The following is a 21654-nucleotide window of genomic DNA, read 5'->3' on the forward strand; positions in this document are numbered from 1 at the left end:
ATCGGAATCATCATGGCAAAACTAACACTGCAAGAGCAAATGCTAAAAGCGGGCTTGGTTAACGAGAAAAAGCTTAAGAAAGCGAAGAAAGGCTCTAAGAAATCACGAGTACAAGCTCGTGAAGTCAAAGCGGCGGTTGAAGAGAACAAACGTCAGCAGCAAGAGCGTGATAAAGAGCTGAGCAACCAGCAAAAAGAGCAGCGTCTAAGTAAAGAAATTAAGGCGCAAATCAAGCAGTTGATCGAGATGAACAAGATCGATCTGAAAGATGGTGAGATCAAATATAACTTTACTGACGGCACTTTGGTTAAAGTGCTTTATGTAGAAGAGTTAGTTCAGACTCAATTGGCAAAAGGCATCTTGTCTATTGCGCGTTATGAAGAGGGCTATGTGGTTATTCCGAGTGCGGTAGCCAACAAGATAGCTCAACGCGATGAAGAGACCATCATTGAACTTAATACGTCATCTTCCGATGAGATTGATGAAGACGACCCATATGCAGATTTCGTCGTGCCTGATGACCTAATGTGGTAATTGTTGTATATGACTCTGAGAAAGCCTCCATTTTGGAGGCTTCTTTGTTCTGCGGAGCGGATTAGCGTTAAATGAGTAAACCACAGCCAAGGTTAGAGCTATATTCAATGGAACATCGATATATTGCTTGGTTTGTGACTACTTACCTGACACACTTAGCGAGCATTTTAAATTAGGCAATCATTATGAAACTTTTAGTTCGCAATCTAGAGCGCACAACAACAGAACAAGATATTCGAGTTTTGTTCTCAACTCACGGTACAGTTACTGAGTGTAACTTGGTGTTAGACCAAGAGACTGGCCTTTCAAAAGGCTTCGCATTTGTTGAAATGCCTGACGAAGATGAAGCAAAAGCTGCGGTTGAAGCGTTAAATTTGTCGACGCTAGCTAAGAGCAAGATCCGAGTTAAATACGCTCAAAATTGATTGAATATAGAGCGAGTTAAACGGTTTTTCTCGCTCCATATAATTGAATTTAAAAGGGCAGAGCTTAATTGAGCTCTGCCTTTTGCGTTATGGCGAGTCGCATTCGTTAGGTTCGCGGCTCTTTTGTTAACTGACCTTTTCTAGCTTTCGCTCTTCGGATTCCTCCGCTTCAATTTTGAGCGATTCTTCGCTAGTAGATTCAGAGAATATTTCTGCTACTGCACTGCGTTCGAGTTCACCTTGCAGGTTACCTTCGTCATCGACCACGGGCAGTGAATAATCACAAGACATAGTCTCAGTAAGGACTTCTTCGATCGCGGAGCTTGGTGATACGGCGGGGACTTCTTCGTAGATTTCGTCAAACAGGGCTTCGTGGTCACTCTCTTTGGCGGCATCTAATAAGCCTTCTTTGGTGACTAACCCTTGGTAGCCATCTTCAGTGACGTGGTAGCCGTAATCTTGCTTAGAGCGCTTCATTTGTTGTAGAGCGTCTTCAATTGTGAGCGCAGTAATACGCAGTGCAGGCGGCTGCATGACGGTCTCTACCGTTAAGGCTCGCGCGCGATTGACGTCTTTTACAAACGCTTCTACATAATCATCGGCTGGGTTGAGTAAGATCTCATCAGGCGTACCTTGCTGCACCAATGCGCCATCTTTTAAGATAGCGATTCGATCGCCCAGTCGCAGTGCTTCATCCAAATCATGAGTAATGAAGATGATGGTTTTGTGTAGCGTTTCTTGCAGCTCGATAAGTTGATCTTGCATCTCGCTGCGGATCAATGGGTCAAGCGCAGAGAAGGCTTCATCCATGAGCAGTATTTCTGCATCGGTTGCGAGTGCACGAGCCAAACCAACCCGCTGTTGTTGGCCGCCAGAGAGCTGGCTTGGGTACTGCTTCTCGTAGCCTTTTAGCCCCACGGTATTGAGCCATTCGGTTGCTTTGGCGTTACGCTGATCTTTTTCAATCCCCTGTATTTCGAGGCCGTAGGCAACGTTATCTAATACCGTTCGGTGAGGTAGCAGGCCGAAGCGTTGAAAGACCATCGACATCTTATAACGACGAAACTGCTCTAACTCGGTGTTAGACAGCTGCATCACATCAATGCCTTCTACCATGATCTTGCCTTCAGTAGGGTCTATAAGACGGTTGAAGTGACGGATCATGGTCGATTTACCAGAGCCAGATAGGCCCATGATCACAAAGATCTCACCCTGCTTGATGCTTAGGTTGATGTCTTTTAAGCCAACGGTGTGTCCGGTTTCCTCTAAGACTTGTTCTTTGCTTGCGCCTTGTTTGACTTGATCCATCACTGAGTGCGGAGCAGGGCCAAACACCTTATATAAGCCACTAATCTCAATTAAGGTATCAGTCATGCTTGAGCCCTCCAAGGTGCGCTTGAGTGCGCTTTGCATACGCTTGTGAAGCGCGGTCGAATAGAATCGCTAGAGCCACAATAGCAAAGCCATTAAGAAGACCTAAGGTAAAGTATTGGTTAGTGATGGATTTCAGTACTGGCTGGCCTAAGCCTTTTACGCCAATCATCGATGCAATCACCACCATAGACAGAGCCATCATAATGGTTTGGTTGATACCTGCCATGATGGTTGGCATGGCGAGTGGTAGCTGAACGCCGAATAACCTTTGTTTGTTGCTCGCCCCAAACGCAGTGGCAGCTTCCAACACCTCTTTGTCCACTAATCGAATACCAAGGTTGGTTAAGCGGATAACCGGAGGGATGGCATAAATGACAACGGCAATCAGTCCTGGAATTTTACCAATACCTAATAGCATCACGACTGGGATAAGGTAAACAAACGCAGGCATGGTTTGCATGACATCAAGCAACGGAGTAACGATCGATTGCACTCGGTTTGAGCGCGCCATAGCAATACCAATTGGAATACCGAGAAGAATTGAGAGCAAGGTACATACGGTGATGATGCTTAATGTACGCATGGTGTCTTCCCACATGCCAAAGTAGCCGATCAGCAGCATTGAAACCACACAGCCTACAGTGAGCTTCCATGAACGGCTTGCGACGTAAACCAATCCAGTACAGACGGCTAACACGATGAACCATGGCGTGGAGATGAGCAGTTTTTCAAACCAAACGAGGAATGATAGGAGTGGGTCGAATATGGATTCAATTAGCTCGCCATATTCACGAGAGAAATTACGGTATGCTCCGTCGAGCGTTTTCCTTATGGCTCGTAAATCAGCGCGATCCATTTCTGGGAATTCGCTAAGCCAACTTAAGTCAGACATTATTACTTCCTTATCAATGCCAGAGCTGATGTGACGCTCTGACTTACAACTTTGACGATTGAGTTGTTTGTCCTGAGTAGAGGTGCGCACTACTACTCATAACAGTGTAGCAGCGCGCAATAAAAGAGGTGATTACAAGGCCTTAGTTACTTTGTCAGCAACATCTTGAGGAACCCACTGTTGCCAAATTTTCGGATAAGTTTCTAGGAAGTAGAGCATAGCTTCTTCACCATCGGCTTGGTTGTCTTCCATCCATGCCAGTAGTTGGTTCATGTCAGCGTTGGTGAAACCGCGTTTGGTGAAGTATTGGTATGCTTCTGGTGCGCGGCTGGCAAATTGCTCGGTAGTAATGGTATGCACTGGAGATGGCGGGTACATAGTCGCTTTTGGCGATGCACACTCGGCTTGAGTGGTACAGTTAATGAACTCTTGCTCATCAATGCCGCTGCCAAAATCAACTTTGACCATGTCGTATTTACCGAGTACCGCTGTTGGTGCCCAGTAGTAGCCAAACCATGCTTCTTCGCGCTCGTAAGCCTTGGCGATAGAGCCAGAAAGGCCGGCGCTCGAACCTGGGTCAACCACAGTAAAACCAGATTCATCTAGTTTCATTGCTTTGAATAGGTTACCTGCGCTGATTTGACAGTTCCAGCCGGCAGGGCAAGAGTAGAAGGCTGATTGGTCTGGATCTTCCGGATGGCTGAATAGCTTAGCGTGTTTCTTGACACCCTCAATGGTTGCCAGCTCTGGGTATTTAGTCACAAGGTATTTTGGCACCCAAAATCCTTCTTCACCGCCATCGACAAGAACTTTACCTGCATAGCGCAGGCGTTTTTCTTCAACCCCTTTATCTAGTGCGTCTTTTAGGCTATTGCTCCAAAGTTCAGGTGCGATGTCAGGTTGCCCTTTTTCAATCATCGACGTACCGGTTGGCATGGTATCGCCGGGTATTAATTCAGCTTCACAGCCGTAGCCGTGTTCGAGAATAAATTGGTCAACGTGCGCAATTAGGCTTGCAGAATTCCAGTTCATGTCTGCAATGGTGACTTCACCACATTCATTTGCAGAGGCGTGAGTTGCGGTTGCACCAAGCAGTAAAAGCGCTGCTGTTTTGAGTTTCATCTCGATTTCCCTTTCTAATGAATACCTTATAAGGGTAGCGAAACAATATTTAGAGTTCAAATGAATGGGGTGGGGTTATATCCAACATAATTACCATGTTAGAGCATGAAATTATGGGTATGTTCGGTAAATAGCAGATTGTATTAGGTTTTAGAGATTAGGTAGTGAGTTTGCGGAAGTACAAAATCCTTTGTGCTCTAAGTTTATTGTTGCGCAATAAGAGGTGTTTGCGCCCCTCTTATTGCGACTATGCTTATGCTGGCTGATTTATGATTCTCGAGTTAGTCTGCTGACCATACGTTGCGAATGTCCGGCCATCCCCAATTGGTGAGAGCGACGTCTTTCAACACCCCATGGAAACGTAGTGTTTGACGATGATGGAACAAAGGCAGTAGCCAAAACTGGTTAATCAATGCAGAGGCAATGGGTTCAAGGGCGGTGAGATATTGATCGAGCGGCGTATTCCGACGCAAGGTGCGCAGCGCTTGGCTCAGCCACTGTTCTGCCTCTGCACCAATCGCGCCATGAAGAATCGCGTTATTGTACAGTGAGTTAAAGGCCGAGGCGTGGCGGTTGTCATCAAGGTTGATGTTAGTGATCACCAAGGTTTCTTTAAGCTGATGATTGCGGGAGAGAGCATTTAATTCCCGAAATGCGTAACTGTTTATCGTCACGTGAATGCCGAATTCTTCGAGTTGCTTTTTCACCGCATTGGCGCAGTTTTTTAGTGCCGCGTAATCATACACAGCGATTGAGATTTCGTTCGGTAATGTGGTCGGCTCGCCGGCAGGTCTTATTACTGAGTGCCACATAGGAAGTACGTTGTAAGCGTGTTCGCTGCCGAAGCTATTGCCTTCTTGCAACAATTGCTGGTGTACGCTTTCTGGCGTGACTAGGTATGAGAAGTAACGTTTTTGCTGTTCAGTCAGTGGGGACTCACTTCTTTGGTTGAATAGAATAAACATACAACCATCTTCAATTCGCGTCTGCTGGACATCCTGTTCTTCTTGGCCGCTTTCTTGCCCAGTCAGATAGTAATTACACGATCTTTCCCCTTTGTGTTCCGGGTGGTTGGTTGCTATCTGATTGGTATCGATCTGCTTGTTTCTAAGCTCGTTCTCATCCAGCTGCCAGATCGTTACTAAGTCAGTCAGAGCACGACAAGCGTAGTAGTGTTCAAAAGCACGTAAGCCAAGCTTAGTGTTTGAGTGTTCACTCACTTCAAATACACCACTACCAATCACTGCTCCTTGGTAATTGTCTTGCAGCTGTTGCAGAGGTTGAATGGAGTATTTAATGCCAGACAGTAGACCACCGAAGCCGAAGTCTGGCTCAGACAGGTGAAAAACGACTTTATTCGCCATCGGTGCTTCTGCTTTGGCTAGATGACCTATTTCTCTCTGATAGTTTGGGAGTTGAGCGAGACGATTAAACAGATCGGCAACGCTATTGGCATCAATCGCAGAGCCATCATGAAAAGTAATTCCCGGGCGCAAATAGAACGTCCATTCTGTCGCTTGCTCATTGTGATGCCAATGGTGAGCAAGCTGAGCCTCTAATTGACCATGCCAATCGCTGCTTACTAAGCAACAATACACTTGGCGAATCAGGTAGCGTTCACTGGAGCGATGTAATTGGTGAGGGACTAAACGTTGAAACGGTCGCTTATAGGTGAGCTGAATATGCAGTCGACCTTCACGCATTGACGCACCCGAAGTCGATTGAAGCAATTGACCGAAAATTCGCTGATCGTTATCGAGGATTGAAAGGGCTTTCTCGTATTTGCCTTGTTGAATGCGTTCTGTCGCCAATTGTGCTTTTAATTCGGACAGCTCTAGATTGAGGATCAGAGTTGAACGTTGGTTTCGGCCTACTTTGGGTTGCCATTGCAGCCAACCGAGATTTTTCATATCACCAAGTAAATTTCGAGCGTGGCGAGCACTGGTAAACAGTAGATCAGCCACATCGGATAGGGCAGTCTTTACATCGTGCCTGACTCCAAGTGGAGCTAAGCGGGCGTAGTAGCGTAACAGATTGAGATCAGACATTTATTCCCCTTGTATCCGTGAAACTAAGCAGTTTATGCAAAGTAGATTTCCGCATTTTAACTTATTGTGACTGTAAAACGCTTAATTTCAATCAAATAAGTGGAATTAGGGAACGATAAAAATCTAATTGTTCAGTTTTTGTTTCCTTTCATGTCAAGCAGAATAGATCATAGAGAAAACATCCAAAGCGGCAGTAGATAGCACCCTGCTCCTGTCACCCCCGGAATTAAGCCGCTGTTTACTGCTGCTCTGCGTGTTTTCTTCACCGAATGCTTCCAAGGTGACATTCACCACCTTGGAAGGGTTTGAATAACGAAGTTTGAGCAATGAATTCGAATATCGTTGTGACTACTTGTGCTGTTTACAGCGTTTCAATCACGTTCAATAGTTGGCTATTGAACTCTTCATTTGTCACTTTTTGCTCTGCCATATCGAAGTTATCGAAAAAGCTTGGTAGTGAAATGCTGCCTTTTACATCTGCTGCAAAGTATGGTGCTGAGCCTGATGCCGCTGCCAATACGCTGCTTGCGCCGCCGGGGCCAGGAGACGTCGCTAGCATAATCACCGGCTTGTTTTGGAATACCTGCATGTTGATGCGCGATGTCCAGTCAAAGACGTTTTTATATGCGGCTGTATAAGAGCCGTTATGTTCAGCAAAAGAGATGATCACCAAATCGGCGTCACCAATGGCTTTGTAGAATGCTTGAGCCTGCTCTGGTTGGCCTAGTTGCTTTTCGCGTTCATCGCTAAAAATCGGCATTTCTAGGCTATCAATATCCAACATTGTGATGTCAGCATTAGGTACTTGTTTCGCTGCGTATTGAGCAAGTTGCTGGTTGATAGATTGTTTGTTATTGCTGGCTCCAAAAGCGAGTACTTTCATGGTTTATTCCTCAAATTCGTTTTTCATATCAGTGGATAGGTATAGATTACTTTGATTCTATATATTGATTAATAGCCTGAGTGTGCAATGATTATTTCCATATGACTCTTAATAGGGCTAATCAATGAGTGAGATGAATTTGTTGGATGGAATGGTGATCTTTGCCACGGTGGTGGACGAAGGGAGTTTTACCAATGCCGCGAATAGTACTGGTCATTCTACTTCTTACATCAGTAAGGAGATTTCTAAACTGGAGGAACGCTTGGGGGTGCGATTACTTCACCGTACAACGCGCACGCTCAGTTTGACGCCTGAGGGTGAGCACTACTTTCGCCATTGTAAGCAAATTGTCGAGAGCGCTCAGGATCTAGAAGATGCGATCAATGGTAAGCAAAGTGAGCCGAAAGGTTTATTGCGAATCAGTTGTCCGGCTGGCTTTGGTGCTGTGCAGCTAAGTCCCATTCTCGCGAAATATATGGACAAATACCCAAAAGTGAAATTGGAAGTCAATGCTAGCGATCATAAGGTTGATTTGATCGGGGAAGGTTACGATGTGGTATTGCGCTCATCACATAAAGCCCAAGATTCCACGCTGATTAGCCGCCGTGTTCAACGCTCTTGTACTCGAACGGTTGCCTCGCCAGAGTATGTGGCAAAGCACGGTTTGCCAAAGCATCCCAGTGAGTTAACCAATCACCGCACTATGAGTTACTCCAATCATAAGCAGCCTTTTGTTTGGGATTATGTTGGTAAGCAAGGTGAGCCGATAAAGGTCGATTTGGACAGCGTAATTCTAACCAACAGCCCTGAAGTGGAGTTGAGTTTGTGCTTGCTGGGTAAGGGTATCTGTCGATTACCTGATGGTCATGTTCGAGAGGGGTTAGCGTCTGGTGAGTTGATCGAATTGTTCGCTGATTATCCCCGCCATGATATTGAGCTGTGTTTGGTTTATCCAAGTCGTAAACATATGTCAGCTAAGGTTAGAACCTTCATTGATTTTGTCGTGGAAGAGCTCGGCCAACATTAAGTTTTGCTTAATCTTTTATTGGATGAGTAACGGATCACATCATTGATTGCTTGTTAGGGAAGCTTACTTGTTAAAGTCATCAATACAGTAAGTGAGTTAAAGGCATAGCATGAAAAAGGGAATGTTGGTTGCTACAACCGTTGGGTTTGTAGTGTTTGTTGGTGTTGGCAGTAAGTTGCAGTGGTTTGGTTCAAGTAATGCTGAATCGTTTCCAAAATTACCTGCGGAGCCGGGTTTTGTTGTTTCTCCTGAATTCGATGGCGAATGGGCGGGAAAACGTGTCGATGTTACTAATAACAACCTATGCGAGAAAACCACCATTACAGGGAAAGTGGTCGATGGATTTGCAACGTTCACTCTAACTTACAATGGTACTCCACTAAGAGGCTGGATAGACGAAGCGGGGAGCCTGCGTTTGTATGCGAACAATCGAATGTGGGATTACCGATTTACCGCCACAGCCAGTGGCAATAGGATTCAAGGTGAGTGGTTCTTAACCAATGGACCATGCAAAGGCTCTTGGCATGTGGATAGAGTGGCTAGCGTAAGTTAAATCTATATATACTTAGGTATCGTATGTTTGGATAAGTGGCATTGAGATGGAAAAAGTGGTCGATCTAAATCTCTGGAATAAAGCGCACGTTAAATCAGCTGAGGATCTTAAGCAGCTGTTTGAACAAAAGGTAAAGCAGTTTCAATCTGAACCGAATGCCAAGATAGAATTACGCTTGGAACGGTTAGAGTTATTAAAGCAAGCGATCCTACAATATAAAACAGAGCTCGTTGATGCGTTAGGGCAGGATTATGGCTTTCGCAATGCATTTGAGAGCTTAATGTGCGATATCGTTCCGTCTATCGACCATATTAACTTTACTCAAAAGCACCTTAAAAAGTGGGCAAAGCCGAGTAAGCGAAAATCAGGCTTACTGCTATCTCCTTCCAAAGTAAAAGTGATCTACCAGCCATTAGGAGTGGTTGGGGTTATTGTCCCATGGAACTTCCCTGTCTTTTTGAGTTTAGGCCCTATTGTGACTGCATTAGCGGCGGGTAACCAAGTTATGGTTAAACTCAGTGAATACACTCCACATACCAATCAAGTATTGGCGGAAATCTTTAGCTGTTTAGAAAGCTATATCACGGTCGTTGAAGGGGAGGTTGAGATTGCTCAGCACTTTTCTGAGCTGCCATTTGATCATCTTCTATTTACCGGCTCAACGCAGGTTGGCGTCAAAGTGGCGCAAGCAGCGGCAACAAACTTAACGCCAGTTACGTTAGAGCTAGGGGGCAAGTCGCCGGTCATTATTGCTGATGACGCGGACTTTAATCATGCTGTTGATGCGATTTTATTTGGTAAGAGTAGTAATGCCGGGCAAATTTGCGTCGCGCCAGATTACGTGCTGCTGCCTAAAGGGCGAGAGGTGGAATTTGTTCAGCGTTATCTCAGCCGTTTTCGTAAAGCCTATCTGAAAAAAGGACACGCGGAATCGGTGACCCATATCATCAATCAAGCTCAGTATGATCGACTGCAAGGTTATTTAGACAATGCCAAGCAACTTGGGGCGTCGATTTATACCATTGATGATGTCTCTACCGCTGAGCAGCAGATGCTGCCTCATCTGCTTACTCAGGTAACGGATGAGATGGCTGCGATGCAAAATGAAATCTTTGGTCCAATTTTACCGATTATTGGCTATCAAACCATGCAGGAAGCGTTGGAGTATGTCTCTAGTAGACCACGCCCGTTAGCTTTGTATTTGATGAGTAAGGATAAGAAACTGCAACAGCGAGTGCTAGAGGTAACGCATAGTGGAGGTGTTTGTTTTAACGATACCCTGTTTCACGTTACTGCTCATGACGCGCCGTTTGGAGGCATAGGGAATTCAGGCATGGGTCACTACCATGGTCAAGAGGGTTTCGCGACGTTTTCTAAGGCGAAGACGGTATTATCAAGCCCAACGTGGCTGCCTAGATCTTGGTGGCTGGCGAAACAAGCGAAGTGGCTAAAACTCGCGATGTCGCGTTTGTTTCTTCGCTAATTTTACATTGTAAATCTACAAAAAAGCTCGACCTTCATGGTCGAGCTTTGCTTTATGCACTTTTACTTATTAAGAGACGTTTCTATGGCGTATCAGAGATCGGCTCTGGCGCGTAGTGTTGCGGCCCTAGTTTGGTTATTTCAGGGATGATGGTCGCGATGGTCATGGTTGACCACGTACCTGCAACAATACCGATGAACATGGTGACCGAAAAACCATAGAGTGGCTCACCGCCGAGTAACCATAATGACGCTACTGAAATTAACGTAGTGCCTGACGTAATCAAGGTACGCGATAAAGTTGAGGTGATGGCGCGGTTATTAAGCTCAGTTATCGGTAATTGTACATTCGCTTTTAATAGCTCTCGAATACGGTCTGAAATGATGATCGAGTCGTTGAGCGAGTAACCCAGAACAGCCAATAACGCAGCAAGCACGGTTAAGTTGAACTCCAAGCCAGTCAGTGAAAAGAAACCAAGTAGTAAGACAACGTCATGAACCAGCGCAAGTAGTGCACCTGAGGCTAAACGCCATTCAAAACGGAAGCTTAAGTAACCAAGAATTACCAATAAGGTAATGAGTACCGCTAAGCCGCCTTGTTCAGCAAGCTCTTGGCCAACTTGTGGGCCGACTAGGCTGACGTTAATCATCTCTACGGTGTGAGAAAAACTCTCTAATAATGGTTTAATTTCTGGCTGTTGGTCTAGGTTTTCTGGCGCGCTGTAGCGCAATACCCATTGACCTTCTTCGCCAGTAGAAACCACTGAGACGGATTGATGCAGAGCTGACTCTAACTTGGTTTGAATCTTCGGTGCGGTTAAGGTTGAATCTAAGCGCACTTCACTGATCATGCCACCGGTAAAATCGAGGCCATAGTTGAGGCCTTTGGTGAACAAAGAAAACAGTGAGGCCAAAATAAGCAAGCAAGAAATGAAACTGCCCGCGTGGCGTAGCTTGGTCATGTGTTTTGCAGAAAAGCTTTGTGTAGTCGACATCATTATACTCTCACTCCACGGCGGGCATCTCGACCCCAAATAACGTTAATAATGGCACGTGAGGCGAAGATGCCTGTGAACATGCTGGTAAGAAGGCCAAGGCCAAGGGTTAATGCAAAGCCTTGAATTGGGCCATTACCGATGGCGTAGAGCGTTGCAGCTGAGATTAAGGTAGTAATGTTGGAGTCTAGGATGGTGCTAAAGGCACTGCTAAAACCAAGATCGATTGATTGCGCAAGGCTTCGCCCTTCTCGCAGTTTTTCTTTGATTCGCTCAAAGATCAGTACGTTGGTATCTACCGCCATACCGATGGTCAGCACAAGGCCAGCGATACCCGGAAGGGTTAATACTGCCCCCGGTAGAAGTGCGATTAGACCAAGCAGCATTACCATGTTAACGACCAAGGCGACGTTGGCTACCCAACCGAGTTTACGGTACCACAGCGCCATAAATAGCAGCGTTAAGCCCATACCCATCGCGAGAGCGGCAAAGCCGTTTTGGATATTTTCTGCCCCTAGAGAAGGGCCAATTGTACGCTCTTCAACGATGGTCACCGGAGCGGTGAGCGAGCCTGCGCGCAGTAATAACGCCAGATCTTGCGCGTCACTCAGTTGACCTACGCCAGTGATTCGGAAGTTGTTACCTAGTTGAGACTGAATCGTCGCAACACTAATAATGGTGTTGCTCTGTTCAACGCGGCCTTGGCTATCGCGGCTGTATTCGCTGTAACCAGTCGCCATTGGTTTGCCGATGTGTTTACCGGAGAAGTCAGCGATTTTTCTACCGCCAGCAGAATCAAGGCTGATGTTTACTTCTGGCATACCCATCTCACCCATTCCCGCACGGGCATCTACGATGTGTTCACCTGTTAGTACGGGTTTGCGTGCGACGTAAACAGGTTGTCCCTGTTGATCACGGATCATCATCGTACCGCGAGTTGGGTCGGTTTTTACCTCATAAAATGCAAGGCTTGCGGTCGCACCAATCACGTTTTTGGCTGCCGCAGGATCTTGTACACCCGGAAGTTCGATTCGAATACGGTGTTGGCCTTGGCGCTGAACAGCCGCTTCAGTAATACCTAGCTCTTCAATTCGGCTACGCATCGTTTGCAAGTTTTGCTGAACTGTCAGGCTGGTGAGTGTTTGTTGTTCTGATTCACTTAAACGAACAACTAGGCTCGTTTCGCCTTGTTTGTTTACTTCCCATTGTGGGTACTGCTGACGAAGGTGCGCTCGAAGTGAATCATAAGCCGCTTCGCTTGGCGCTCTAACGCTTAACTTAGTATCGGAAATCTCATTGATTTTGATTCCGCGTAGCTTGTTTTCTCTGGCAAAGGTTTTGAGTGAATCACTGGTTTGCTGAGTATGTGAGCGGTAGACCTCTTGCATGTCTACATCTAATAAAAACTGAACACCACCGCGTAGATCAAGGCCAAGTTTGATTGGTTTAAAGCCCATATCCAGTAGCCACATTGGTGCGGCTGGCACCATCGCAAGGGTCACGATATCTTGCTTGCGCGCCATATCTGCCATGATGTTTTTAGCTTGGTTTTGATCACTCGCGTGTTCGAGTACAAGTGTGGTTTGCTCACTGGTTTGGTCGATGCGTTTGACATCAATATTGTGACTATTCAGCTGTTGCTTAACAGTAACGACCGATAGCGGAGACTCTTTGTGGCCGATGATGACTGCTGCATCTTCACCAAACCAAGAGGGTAAGGCGCTGAAAAGCATGATGATAACAGTGGTAACAAGTACCACGTATTTCCATGCTGAATAGTGGTTCAGCACGGTCTTTCGTGTAGGTTTTTTTTGCATAACATTCTTCTTACTGGCTAAGCCAATAGGGTTACCAAACCAGAAAACTCTCTTTCGGTTCAGTAAAATGGCGCATTGTAAAATGCACGTAATTGCCCAAGGGCATGGGTGAGGTTTCCCTCAAAGAAGAGTGTTAGGCGTCGGCTTGGCTGATAAATCGATACAATATGTTCGATTCTTTCCAGCCAGAGACTCGGTGTAAAGTAGTAGGGGGAGTTAAAGTCCAGTCGTGCCAATGATTAAGGGCGAGATAAACTCGCCATACTAAAACTTGATCGATGACTTCATCGAGGTCAAAAACCAGCTCATAGCTTGGCTCTGCCTCGTTTAATCTCTCATACGCAAATGAACCATTGCGCAATACCGTACTTAATGTCGGAGTGAGTGATTTAGCGGGGATTCGTTTTTCAACGTGGATTTTGGTCGAGTGCTGTTCTGTCTCTTGAGAGTGAACACTTGAAGTTGAGTTCAACTCAGAATGACTGGAGCTAGAGTTCAAGCTATCGCTAGTGAAAGCTTCAACTTTGAGGGTCGAAGGCAGCGATAAAGGGAAAGACGTCGTAGTCGATGGGGCATTGAATGCAGCATGAGCAGAAAAACAAGCAAGCCAAAGCGTGAGCAAAATGCTCAACATGCGGCAATGTTTAGTCCAGTTTCTCATACAACTTAGCATCATGTGCTACTCAATTTATAAATCGAGCTTATCTTAATCTGACTCTTATCAATCGACAAGGAAACAATGTGCTGCAACGAAAAATAGTTCAGAGCAAAGTTAACTGCGAGTAAAGCGTTGCCTAAACGCCCTAGGTGTTAAGCCCATAATTTTAATGAATACTTTTCGACAAGCTGCACTATCTTGATAGCCAACCAGATGGGCGATGTGCTCAAAACTGTGAGTTGTTGACTCCAATAGGTCACAGGCTTTTTGTGTGCGAAGTTTCTGCAAATATTGGTTAGGCGTGTCGCCCGTTGCTTTACTAAAGCGGCGCTGCAACGTTCGCTCGGTCAAATGAGCCTGATGTGCAAGCTCTGCTATCGATAACGGCTGGTGGTAGTTAAGGTTCATGCGATTTTGTATTTCCAGTACCGCAATATCGCCATGTTGCATTGGTGGAACAAATTGTAAGTAGTAACGCTGTTCACGAGGGGCGGTATCGACGACCAAAATTTTACCAAGCTGTCTCATAATTGCAGGACTAGCAAGCTTAGCGATTAGCTCAAAACCAAGATCTAGCCAAGACATCATGCCGCCAGCGCTAAGAATATCGCCATGATCGATCAGTAGCTGATTGGTATCGAGAAGTTGATCTGGAAACTGCTGCTTTAGTGCCTGTTCTAATCCCCAGTGAGTTGTGATCGCGCGACCATTCAAACTTTGTGTGGCGCTAAGTATAAAAGCCCCCGCACACGCTGATGACAATACTGCACCTTGGCGATGTTGTTCGTCTAACCACGTAATAAATGACTTAGATGGGTTGAGGTAACTGTCGATTTCCGGCGTGGAGTAAGAGCTCATCTCTTCAGAGCTAGAGTGGCTAGGAGGTAAAATAACGACATGCTGTGCAAGGCTCTCAAGCGTTTCTGTAGTGAAGATTTTGGCGTTAAAACGAATATCAAGTTGCTGCTCTTCACACAGGCGATTGGCGAGCTGAAACATCTCTTCTAATCCATAGATGGCGGATCGAAGTGCATTTGGATAATGGATGATTGCAATTTGTATTGAACTTATTGTCGTATTCGCCATGCTTTGTGTTATTTTAGACTCTGATCGTTTGAGTGTATCTGAACCATAATTACAACACCAACGACAGAGGACAAAATTATGACTAAAGCACTACTTGTTATCGACCTACAAAATGACTATTTCCCACAAGGCAAGTTCCCGCTGTGGAACACCGAGCAAACTTTAGACAGTGTGGTAAATGCAATTGAATTAGCTAATCAGCAAGATGTAAAAGTGATTCATATTCAGCATATCGCTGACCCAGCGGCAGGGATTTCGCCGTTCTTTAATCAAGACTCAGAAGGTGCTGATATTCATCCTAAAGTTTTGGCGGCAGCGCCTAATGCAGATGTAGTGATTAAACACTACGCAGACAGCTTTGAAGGGACAAACTTGCAACAAGTGCTAGAAGGCTATGGTGTTGATGAGCTTTTAGTATGCGGAATGATGACGCAAAACTGCGTTACTCACACAGCAATCTCAAAAGCGGCGGAGCAGTACAAAGTATCAATCTTAGCGGACGCCTGCACCACGGTAGATGAGATGATTCACAACATCGCCTTACACGCGGTATCGACAAGAGTAGAACTGACAAGTGTGAGTAGTGTGCTGTAATAAAAAGGCGGCTCTCAAAAGAGCCGCCTTTCTCAATATGTGTTGTAATTAATATAAACCGCTTGGATAGCCGTATATATGAAGAGTATCTGAGTAGTTTCATTGTAACGAAATACTATTCATCTACATATAAACAGCTTCCGAAAGTTCGGGGGCAGCCCATGGTTATATATATATTTGGCGTTGATTTTGACAAGTTTTCAATGGTCAGTTGTTCTATTTTTCCAAGTTCTTTCTCTGAGAATTCGTCAAAGTCTTCGTTGATACTATAAGCGTAATTTCTGAAGAAACGTTTCCTCATGCTATTTTGATAAGTATCTGCTACTTGGGCAAATGACGCTAATTGCAATTGGTCTTCTCTACTTGAATCGGTTTTATCCATTAAGTAGTACAAAACCGACGGATAAGAGTTGCCCATGGTATGCAAGTTGCTATTAACCACGTTTTGTATATCTTGCTCACTGTAGGTGTTATTTTCATTATTTATTACATTATATACCGACGCAAGATGATGCCTGTTTGCCATGATTAGTACTAATTGATTTAAAATTGCTCTTTCTTCTTCAGTTAATGAATAAACACTATCTGGGTCTGAGTCAGAATCGAAAGTTTGATAAATAAATACCAAAGTATATAGTGGCAATAAATAACCCTGATTAAATCCTTCATAGGCAAGTTTATCTAGTTTTTCGTGATCTTGTTTTGATGCTTTATCTAGTTGTTTAGGGATTAGGCTGTATAATGCTTCCAAATCGCCATTTTTCTCTCGTTCAATAAGTAATTCTTTTGCTAACACACCCCATTTTTTATCGCAATGAGAAGGCATGCTTGTTTTGCATTCGTAGTTATTTTCGTCAAGCATTAAGGCTGCATAGGGGTTGCCTAGCTTGGCAGAACGCTCAAAAAGCTCTGCTCCAGTTTGTTCTGAGAAGGCGCTACTCTTATAGGTGATGATTGCCAGCCAATAAAGTGCATCAGCGTTGTCTTGCGCTGCCAACTCTTCCAGTTTATCTACCGCGTCATAAGCTCTCTCTTGCTGAATGGCCAATACTGGTTCGTACAGCTCATCTTCTGGGCTATAGGTGCTATAAAAGTATGGCGAACTATGTTTTGTATCAGCTTCATCAACAATTTTTACCGTATGTTTAAGGTTGAGAACACCTTTTTCAATTTGTTTTACGAATCCGGAAACTGGTGGCTCATAGTTAATGTAAACCACCCAGATAGTCGAGGATAATAATATTAGAGAAAGTATGATTTTTTTAAACATTATAAATATATTCTCCAAGAGGAATCTTTTTGCCACGATTTCTTATCTTTTGATAAGTCAATAAGTAGGTCAAGTTTAATTTTTACTTCTTTTAATGTTGCTTCCTCTAACTCATTTTTTATGTGTTCAGGCTTCTTAAAAGGCATGTAGTAGATGTGATTTTTATCTTGTCTTGTATAAGTCGTGTATAAGAAAGTTAAAACTTTTACTTCCTTATTAATAATCTCAATGTTACGTTCTAGTGCCTCTTTACTATTGTTTAATTGTTCTTTACCTGAAATGTCGTTTTTATCCAGCTTACTTTTTGTCTTCGCTATATCATTGCTTAGGTCAACGCAATAGTTCACTATTTCACTCCAACGCTCTCCTAGTAGTTGCCATTTTTTTGCTGGTGACCGTTGCTGCTCATGTGTAGAGTCAATTAGCATTAGAGCTTTGGTAAACTGAATACATTGGCTTTCCTGTGTGCCTGATTGCGTTATCCATTCCATTAATTTACTGAAGGCTCCGATCTTATTAACTTCATTTTGCAGTCTTTTAACTTTTTCTTCGTCAGATTCGCGCCAAGGTTTATCCAGTTTTGTCGTTAGGCAACCAAACAACTTAGCTAATGTTTCAGGTGGCAGTTTACTCGCCCACTGTTGGGTCTGAGTTTTAGACTCATTAATGTGTATTGCTAGTGTTGGTGCATACTCATCACGCAAGACTTCTTCTTGGTATTCGATAAATTTTACCGCCGGGATAAGCATTACATCTGCCAAACTTAACCCCAATGCTAAGGCAACGGTTAACCGTTGGTTCAGTTCTTCAAAGCTCTTGTTTTGGTTATGTTCGTCACGCTCGCCTAAGAACACAATATAGGCGAAGTTCTTTTCTTCTAACACTTGTAATACGCATGCAACGAATCTATCAGCATTTATTGGGTTCAAGCTCACACCTACTTTGCCGGTAAAGCCTGGCCCACAGACCAGTTTTGCGGCACAGATGAGGTACATTCTGCCCCGTTGAATGCCGAATCGGAACTCACCAGAGAAGCCGATACCTAAGTTACCGGCTAATTGACCGTCGATCGTTCCTAGCTCTAGCTTTGTGTTGTCGGGGCTTTCTGGGGGTATCCATTGAACACAGGCACTGGCTTTTCCGCCCGCTTCGACACCGGCGAAAACATCGACTTTTACACCACCTTCTGCAGTAGACGATTGAGGGTATGCTACGGGGGGGCGCTGCTGTGGGGCTAATTCTTTTTCTTCTAGTTCTTTATTGTAATCAGCGGGTTTAAATGCGCTGCCTTTCACGCCGAAGCCTGTCTTACTGTCTGTTGGCCCGACCGCAATGTGGCCCGAGAGTTGGCAACTCGCGGCGGCCAAACCATATACACCAACATCTAAATCGATAAATAGACTACCGGCATTAAATTTTTTTAATGTGGCATTTTCGGCGCTTGTCTTATACGTAGCGTAGGTAAAATCGAGTGGCCATCCATTATTCTTATCGTCTTTGTTTGATAGAGGCAAGGTCGCCTTGAAGTTCATTTGACCGCTAAGTAAAGTCAGATCCGCCTTAATTGCGCCGCCAGCAGTAATAGGAATATCCATCGTTAAACCGTCTGGGACTGCGGCGTTAATATCTCCGCTGATGCTGGAAGTTAATCTAAAGAATTGGGCTTGTGCATTGGCAATGTAAGTTGATTGGCCATCTGGGCCCATGCCGCCCTGCCAGTGAAATGAGTCTTGCCAAAAAGGGCTCGAATCATATTTCGCTACTTCAGCTGACAAATTAATGAGTGTTTCTATTTTTGGAATGCCCTCCAAATCTTCATTCAACTGTGTCAAAGCATCTTGCAGTGTTTTACCTACTGCGGCTGTTCCCGCTGAAGCTGACACTAGGCCAACTTGGTTGGTGACGTCTTTAACGTGGCCGTTACTACGTTTAGGTTCTGTATACCAGCAAGGGCCTCGAACCCAAGATACTTGCCCGTCTGAAATTAGACTGCATTCTACCGCTTGTAAATCGGCAGCCTTGGCATTGTTTTTAAATATACCAGGGCGTTTTTCTATAGGCTTATATGCGTTTTCGTCCCAAAGCAGCTTATAGCTTGGTAGCGTATTAGCTGGGAGAGTAATTGCCCGCAAAATGTTGCCTTCTTCGGCGTTTTTTTTCGCTTTCTCTTCTAGCGTTCTCAGCCTTTCTGTTGCTATTTTTTTTATTGCGATTAATCGACTAAATACGAGTGGTATTTGATTCACGCCAAGGACTTGTTTTATATCGCCTAACCACTTGCTTGCAGTTCGGTCAATAAAGTCTACCAAGGCTAAAGTTGGGTAATATGCCCATTGGCTTGCTGCACATTGGGTATTTTTAATCAACAGTTTCAATGTCGCATCATCTAACTGGTTGAGCTTGTCGTGCGTGAAGTGTTTAACATTGAGCTCAAGAAGAATTTTATTGAGAACCTCTTCTCTGTCATCTATGTCAAGCGTTAGGCTAGAGCTTTGTCTCCAGCGGCGATAGCTTTTATGGTTGGTTAGTGTTTTGGGGCCATAATGTGTCTCACTATTTCCGATTAGGTCCTCATCGGGTAATACTTGTTGTTTGACGACAAAGCCAAAATGATTGAGAGCCAAAAGCGGTGTCGCAAATGGAAATGCGGCACTTACTTCCATAGGGGTGTCTTGTCCTCTATTTAAGGTTCTTATTTTGTTGATATATTCACAAGCAGGTATAACACCGTCATCCCACCATGTTTTAAATGTTTGTTCTGTTCTATGTGGTGTTTGTTTTTTAAAGAACTTGTCGGTTTCTTTTTTCCGGTAGTTTTTTGAACGCAGAGTTTCAATGCATTGTTCAATATCTTGCTGAAGTTCACTGGTGTAGTAGTTTCGTTTTTTATCAAAAACAAACTCGGTACCATCATCGGTTTTTAGTTTTCCTGCCGCTTTAATCGCTGTTTTATGAATGTCATCTCTTGCTTTAGTTAGGTGATCGATGAGCTGCTTTTTTAATTTTTGATGTGCTTTCTCAAGCAGTTGGAGCTCATTTTCTATTTCTTCAACGAATCCTAAATTATCTGCAATCGCGTATTGAATTGGATAGAGAATAGCCGCGCCAAATTGCATGTAGTTACAAAATCGTTCCCATCGAACATTACGAGCAAGCATTTTTTTTGGGTCAAGACATTCTTGTTCTGCGGTGGCTAAGATAAACCCTTTCTCGCCACCATTTTGGTAGTTTTCTGCAGCCCCGGTTCTTAATGCTACAAGGCGCCAATTGACTTCTTTGAGTCTTTCAATTTGGTCTGTGTCTAAGAAGTTTTCATGAAAACTGTGCTCAAATTTAGACAAGATCCCCAAGTCGTTCAGTGCGGAAAATGTTTGTGTTCGGTCTTTAGTAATGGCTTTTTTAATAAGCGCTTGTTCATCTTGTATGGCTTTCTTGGCTTCTTTTGATACGGCAAGCCATACTTGCTTGCCTGTCTTGGGGGCGGCTGGTACGTAAAGAATGTCTACGTACTCAGGGGATTTATGGTCACAAATGCTTTGCCCACATTGGTGTGGGGCTGGTACCTCAGGAATCGTTGTTCTTGTTCCTACCGCGACTTTAAGTGGAGAGCCTGCTTGACCAGGAAGTGTGAGATATTCACCCGCAACGATAAAGTCGACATCGTCTATTTGATCACTGTTCAAAGCCAAAAGCGCGTTGCGATCTTTAATTCCAAACTTTTGCTGAATAAGACTGATGCAGTCTCCGGGTTGGATTTTATATTGAGTAGTGGTCATAGGTTACATCTGCTCCAAGAAACATGAAGATGTGAATCGGTAAGGGTGGGGCGGCGTTTCAGGTATGACTGATTGCGGAAGGGATAGCTTCTGATACTCCCCTTCGTCATTAAACCAGCTAAGCGAATGGCAAGGACCTAGAATTGAAACTTTGTCTTGTTCACTGATATGTTTTGCATTCTTAATCCAAAATAGGCTGGAGTAGAAACGGAAAAAGACCAGGTTATCGCCGACGTGTACGGTCAATAGGTTTTGTAAGTGATTTATTATTTCGTCTTGAGACGTGTCACTGCCATAGGAAAACAGAACACTACTGCTTCGGAGTAGCTGTTTTTTTTGTATTTGTTCTAATAGTTGAACGCCATCAATATTAACTATCTTAGGGCTTTGTTCAATTAAGTGAGCAAAGTTGCTATTACGAAAAAGTTCATCAATATTAGGGTCTTTCTCGTAGGTATACGCCAACTCAATAATCTCTGGTATTACAAGTGTGTCTGCGATTAGTAGATGGTTGGACTCATTGGGTAGTGAGAATTCTGTCTTCACTGTATATTCCTTAACTTCCGCAGCTAGAACCGTGAACAGGGCACTCTTTTCCTGAGTATTTGTCACACATTTTTGCCATCGTTATATCTAGTTCTGACAGTTTGATAAGAGCTTCTGCACTGACGAGTTGTGCGGCAGCTGCATAAGGGGCAAGTTCCTCCGGAGCTTGTAGTTCTTCAACTAAATTCGGAAGATCTGCTACTTGGCCGCTGTAGCCGCAGCCGCTGCCTGCACCTCCGCCGGAGTTGAGGTTGATTGCAGGGCCAACCATGTGAACGCCTGCGGGGTCAATTTTTACGAAGCTGCCGCCTGCGGAAATGGTGATTTCATTGCCGACATCAAGTACCACTTTATTACCTGCTTTTAGGTGGACTTGAGTGCCCGCTTTTATCGCAACGCTTTTGCCAACCTTATTGTGAATAGAACCTGTGACATCTAGTGTGGTGTCTTTGGAGACATTGGTTCTGCTTTCGCCCTTGATTGTGGTGTGCTTATTGTTTTTCACCAACGCGAAGCTGTCGTTATCGACGGTTAAGTGCTTATCGTGCTTAATGTGGGTGGTGTGGTCGTTT

The 21654-nt window shown here is 44.5% G+C and carries 19 protein-coding genes; 6 read left to right on the forward strand and 13 right to left on the reverse strand.

The features are described 5' to 3' along the window. Window positions 1-12: 12 nt before the first annotated feature. Together OH461_RS15880 and OH461_RS15885 are read left to right on the forward strand one after the other, a co-directional pair. Window positions 13-534, forward strand: coding sequence for a DUF2058 domain-containing protein (locus tag OH461_RS15880; RefSeq protein ID WP_270021549.1), 522 nt, complete (start codon window positions 13-15; stop codon window positions 532-534). 185 nt (window positions 535-719) lie between these two features. Continuing rightward, window positions 720-959 carry an RNA recognition motif domain-containing protein gene (locus tag OH461_RS15885; protein WP_270021550.1) on the forward strand — a complete coding sequence of 80 codons (240 nt, stop codon included), beginning with the start codon at window positions 720-722 and terminating at the stop codon, window positions 957-959. Between the two features lie 126 nt (window positions 960-1085). On the opposite strand, the gene OH461_RS15890 is transcribed toward OH461_RS15885, so the two are convergent. The 5 genes from OH461_RS15890 to OH461_RS15910 form a co-directional block, all read right to left on the reverse strand. Then, the gene (locus OH461_RS15890) at window positions 1086-2333 is read right to left on the reverse strand and encodes a quaternary amine ABC transporter ATP-binding protein (RefSeq protein ID WP_270021551.1); all 1248 of its coding nucleotides are present in this window, start codon (window positions 2331-2333) and stop codon (window positions 1086-1088) included. Beyond that, window positions 2326-3225: an ABC transporter permease gene (locus tag OH461_RS15895; RefSeq protein ID WP_270021552.1), complete on the reverse strand. Its 900-nt coding sequence runs from the start codon at window positions 3223-3225 to the stop codon at window positions 2326-2328. Before OH461_RS15895 ends, OH461_RS15890 begins: the two co-directional genes overlap by 8 nt. Window positions 3226-3357: 132 nt before the next feature. Further along, window positions 3358-4347, reverse strand: coding sequence for an ABC transporter substrate-binding protein (locus tag OH461_RS15900; protein WP_270021553.1), 990 nt, complete (start codon window positions 4345-4347; stop codon window positions 3358-3360). Between the two features lie 281 nt (window positions 4348-4628). Continuing rightward, window positions 4629-6395 carry an SgrR family transcriptional regulator gene (locus OH461_RS15905; protein WP_270021554.1) on the reverse strand — a complete coding sequence of 589 codons (1767 nt, stop codon included), beginning with the start codon at window positions 6393-6395 and terminating at the stop codon, window positions 4629-4631. A gap of 361 nt (window positions 6396-6756) precedes the next feature. Further along, entirely contained in the window at window positions 6757-7278 is a 522-nt protein-coding gene (locus OH461_RS15910; protein ID WP_270021555.1) for an NADPH-dependent FMN reductase, read from the reverse strand. Between the two features lie 124 nt (window positions 7279-7402). Here OH461_RS15910 and OH461_RS15915 point away from each other — a divergent pair, with 124 nt between their 5' ends. From OH461_RS15915 to OH461_RS15925, 3 genes are all read left to right on the forward strand, one after another. Next, the gene (locus OH461_RS15915; protein ID WP_443088469.1) at window positions 7403-8305 is read left to right on the forward strand and encodes a LysR family transcriptional regulator; all 903 of its coding nucleotides are present in this window, start codon (window positions 7403-7405) and stop codon (window positions 8303-8305) included. A 109-nt stretch (window positions 8306-8414) separates the two neighbouring features. After that, on the forward strand, window positions 8415-8858 hold the full coding sequence (locus OH461_RS15920) for a hypothetical protein (RefSeq protein ID WP_270021556.1): 444 nt from the start codon (window positions 8415-8417) through the stop codon (window positions 8856-8858). Between the two features lie 46 nt (window positions 8859-8904). Then, a complete protein-coding gene (locus tag OH461_RS15925; protein ID WP_270021557.1) occupies window positions 8905-10341 on the forward strand; it encodes a coniferyl aldehyde dehydrogenase in 1437 nt (478 codons plus the stop codon). Between the two features lie 82 nt (window positions 10342-10423). On the opposite strand, the gene secF is transcribed toward OH461_RS15925, so the two are convergent. From secF to OH461_RS15945, 4 genes are all read right to left on the reverse strand, one after another. Next, a complete protein-coding gene (gene secF, locus OH461_RS15930) occupies window positions 10424-11335 on the reverse strand; it encodes a protein translocase subunit SecF (protein WP_270021568.1) in 912 nt (303 codons plus the stop codon). Between the two features lie 2 nt (window positions 11336-11337). Next, window positions 11338-13152: a protein translocase subunit SecD gene (secD, locus tag OH461_RS15935; protein ID WP_270021558.1), complete on the reverse strand. Its 1815-nt coding sequence runs from the start codon at window positions 13150-13152 to the stop codon at window positions 11338-11340. 133 nt (window positions 13153-13285) lie between these two features. Further along, window positions 13286-13813, reverse strand: a complete 528-nt coding sequence (locus tag OH461_RS15940; protein ID WP_270021559.1) for a hypothetical protein — start codon at window positions 13811-13813, stop codon at window positions 13286-13288. 111 nt (window positions 13814-13924) lie between these two features. Further along, window positions 13925-14881, reverse strand: a complete 957-nt coding sequence (locus OH461_RS15945) for a GlxA family transcriptional regulator (RefSeq protein WP_270021569.1) — start codon at window positions 14879-14881, stop codon at window positions 13925-13927. A 90-nt stretch (window positions 14882-14971) separates the two neighbouring features. On the opposite strand from OH461_RS15945, the gene OH461_RS15950 reads away from it, so the two are divergent. Next, on the forward strand, window positions 14972-15490 hold the full coding sequence (locus tag OH461_RS15950; RefSeq protein WP_270021570.1) for a cysteine hydrolase family protein: 519 nt from the start codon (window positions 14972-14974) through the stop codon (window positions 15488-15490). Between the two features lie 115 nt (window positions 15491-15605). Here OH461_RS15950 and OH461_RS15955 read toward each other — a convergent pair whose 3' ends face one another. From OH461_RS15955 to OH461_RS15970, 4 genes are all read right to left on the reverse strand, one after another. Beyond that, window positions 15606-16760, reverse strand: coding sequence for a hypothetical protein (locus OH461_RS15955; protein WP_270021560.1), 1155 nt, complete (start codon window positions 16758-16760; stop codon window positions 15606-15608). After that, window positions 16760-20536: a hypothetical protein gene (locus tag OH461_RS15960; protein WP_270021561.1), complete on the reverse strand. Its 3777-nt coding sequence runs from the start codon at window positions 20534-20536 to the stop codon at window positions 16760-16762. Before OH461_RS15960 ends, OH461_RS15955 begins: the two co-directional genes overlap by 1 nt. A 3-nt stretch (window positions 20537-20539) precedes the next feature. After that, entirely contained in the window at window positions 20540-21082 is a 543-nt protein-coding gene (locus OH461_RS15965; protein ID WP_270021562.1) for a DUF4123 domain-containing protein, read from the reverse strand. A 10-nt stretch (window positions 21083-21092) separates the two neighbouring features. Next, the coding region (locus OH461_RS15970; RefSeq protein ID WP_443088470.1) for a bacteriophage T4 gp5 trimerisation domain-containing protein at window positions 21093-21654 on the reverse strand (562 nt) is incomplete at its 5' end.

Origin of the sequence: Vibrio sp. LaRot3, assembly GCF_027587025.1 — a bacterium.
In the GTDB taxonomy this organism is placed as follows: Bacteria; Pseudomonadota; Gammaproteobacteria; order Enterobacterales; family Vibrionaceae; genus Vibrio.

Coding starts and splice junctions, on each gene's coding strand:
- OH461_RS15915 (WP_443088469.1), top strand. CDS start 7,403: ATGAGTGAGATGAATTTGTTGGATGGAATGGTGATCTTTGCCACGGTG.
- secD (WP_270021558.1), bottom strand. CDS start 13,152: ATGCAAAAAAAACCTACACGAAAGACCGTGCTGAACCACTATTCAGCA.
- OH461_RS15880 (WP_270021549.1), top strand. CDS start 13: ATGGCAAAACTAACACTGCAAGAGCAAATGCTAAAAGCGGGCTTGGTT.
- OH461_RS15895 (WP_270021552.1), bottom strand. CDS start 3,225: ATGTCTGACTTAAGTTGGCTTAGCGAATTCCCAGAAATGGATCGCGCT.
- OH461_RS15885 (WP_270021550.1), top strand. CDS start 720: ATGAAACTTTTAGTTCGCAATCTAGAGCGCACAACAACAGAACAAGAT.
- OH461_RS15920 (WP_270021556.1), top strand. CDS start 8,415: ATGAAAAAGGGAATGTTGGTTGCTACAACCGTTGGGTTTGTAGTGTTT.
- OH461_RS15890 (WP_270021551.1), bottom strand. CDS start 2,333: ATGACTGATACCTTAATTGAGATTAGTGGCTTATATAAGGTGTTTGGC.
- OH461_RS15960 (WP_270021561.1), bottom strand. CDS start 20,536: ATGACCACTACTCAATATAAAATCCAACCCGGAGACTGCATCAGTCTT.
- OH461_RS15925 (WP_270021557.1), top strand. CDS start 8,905: ATGGAAAAAGTGGTCGATCTAAATCTCTGGAATAAAGCGCACGTTAAA.
- secF (WP_270021568.1), bottom strand. CDS start 11,335: ATGTCGACTACACAAAGCTTTTCTGCAAAACACATGACCAAGCTACGC.
- OH461_RS15905 (WP_270021554.1), bottom strand. CDS start 6,395: ATGTCTGATCTCAATCTGTTACGCTACTACGCCCGCTTAGCTCCACTT.
- OH461_RS15940 (WP_270021559.1), bottom strand. CDS start 13,813: ATGAGAAACTGGACTAAACATTGCCGCATGTTGAGCATTTTGCTCACG.
- OH461_RS15900 (WP_270021553.1), bottom strand. CDS start 4,347: ATGAAACTCAAAACAGCAGCGCTTTTACTGCTTGGTGCAACCGCAACT.
- OH461_RS15910 (WP_270021555.1), bottom strand. CDS start 7,278: ATGAAAGTACTCGCTTTTGGAGCCAGCAATAACAAACAATCTATCAAC.
- OH461_RS15955 (WP_270021560.1), bottom strand. CDS start 16,760: ATGTTTAAAAAAATCATACTTTCTCTAATATTATTATCCTCGACTATC.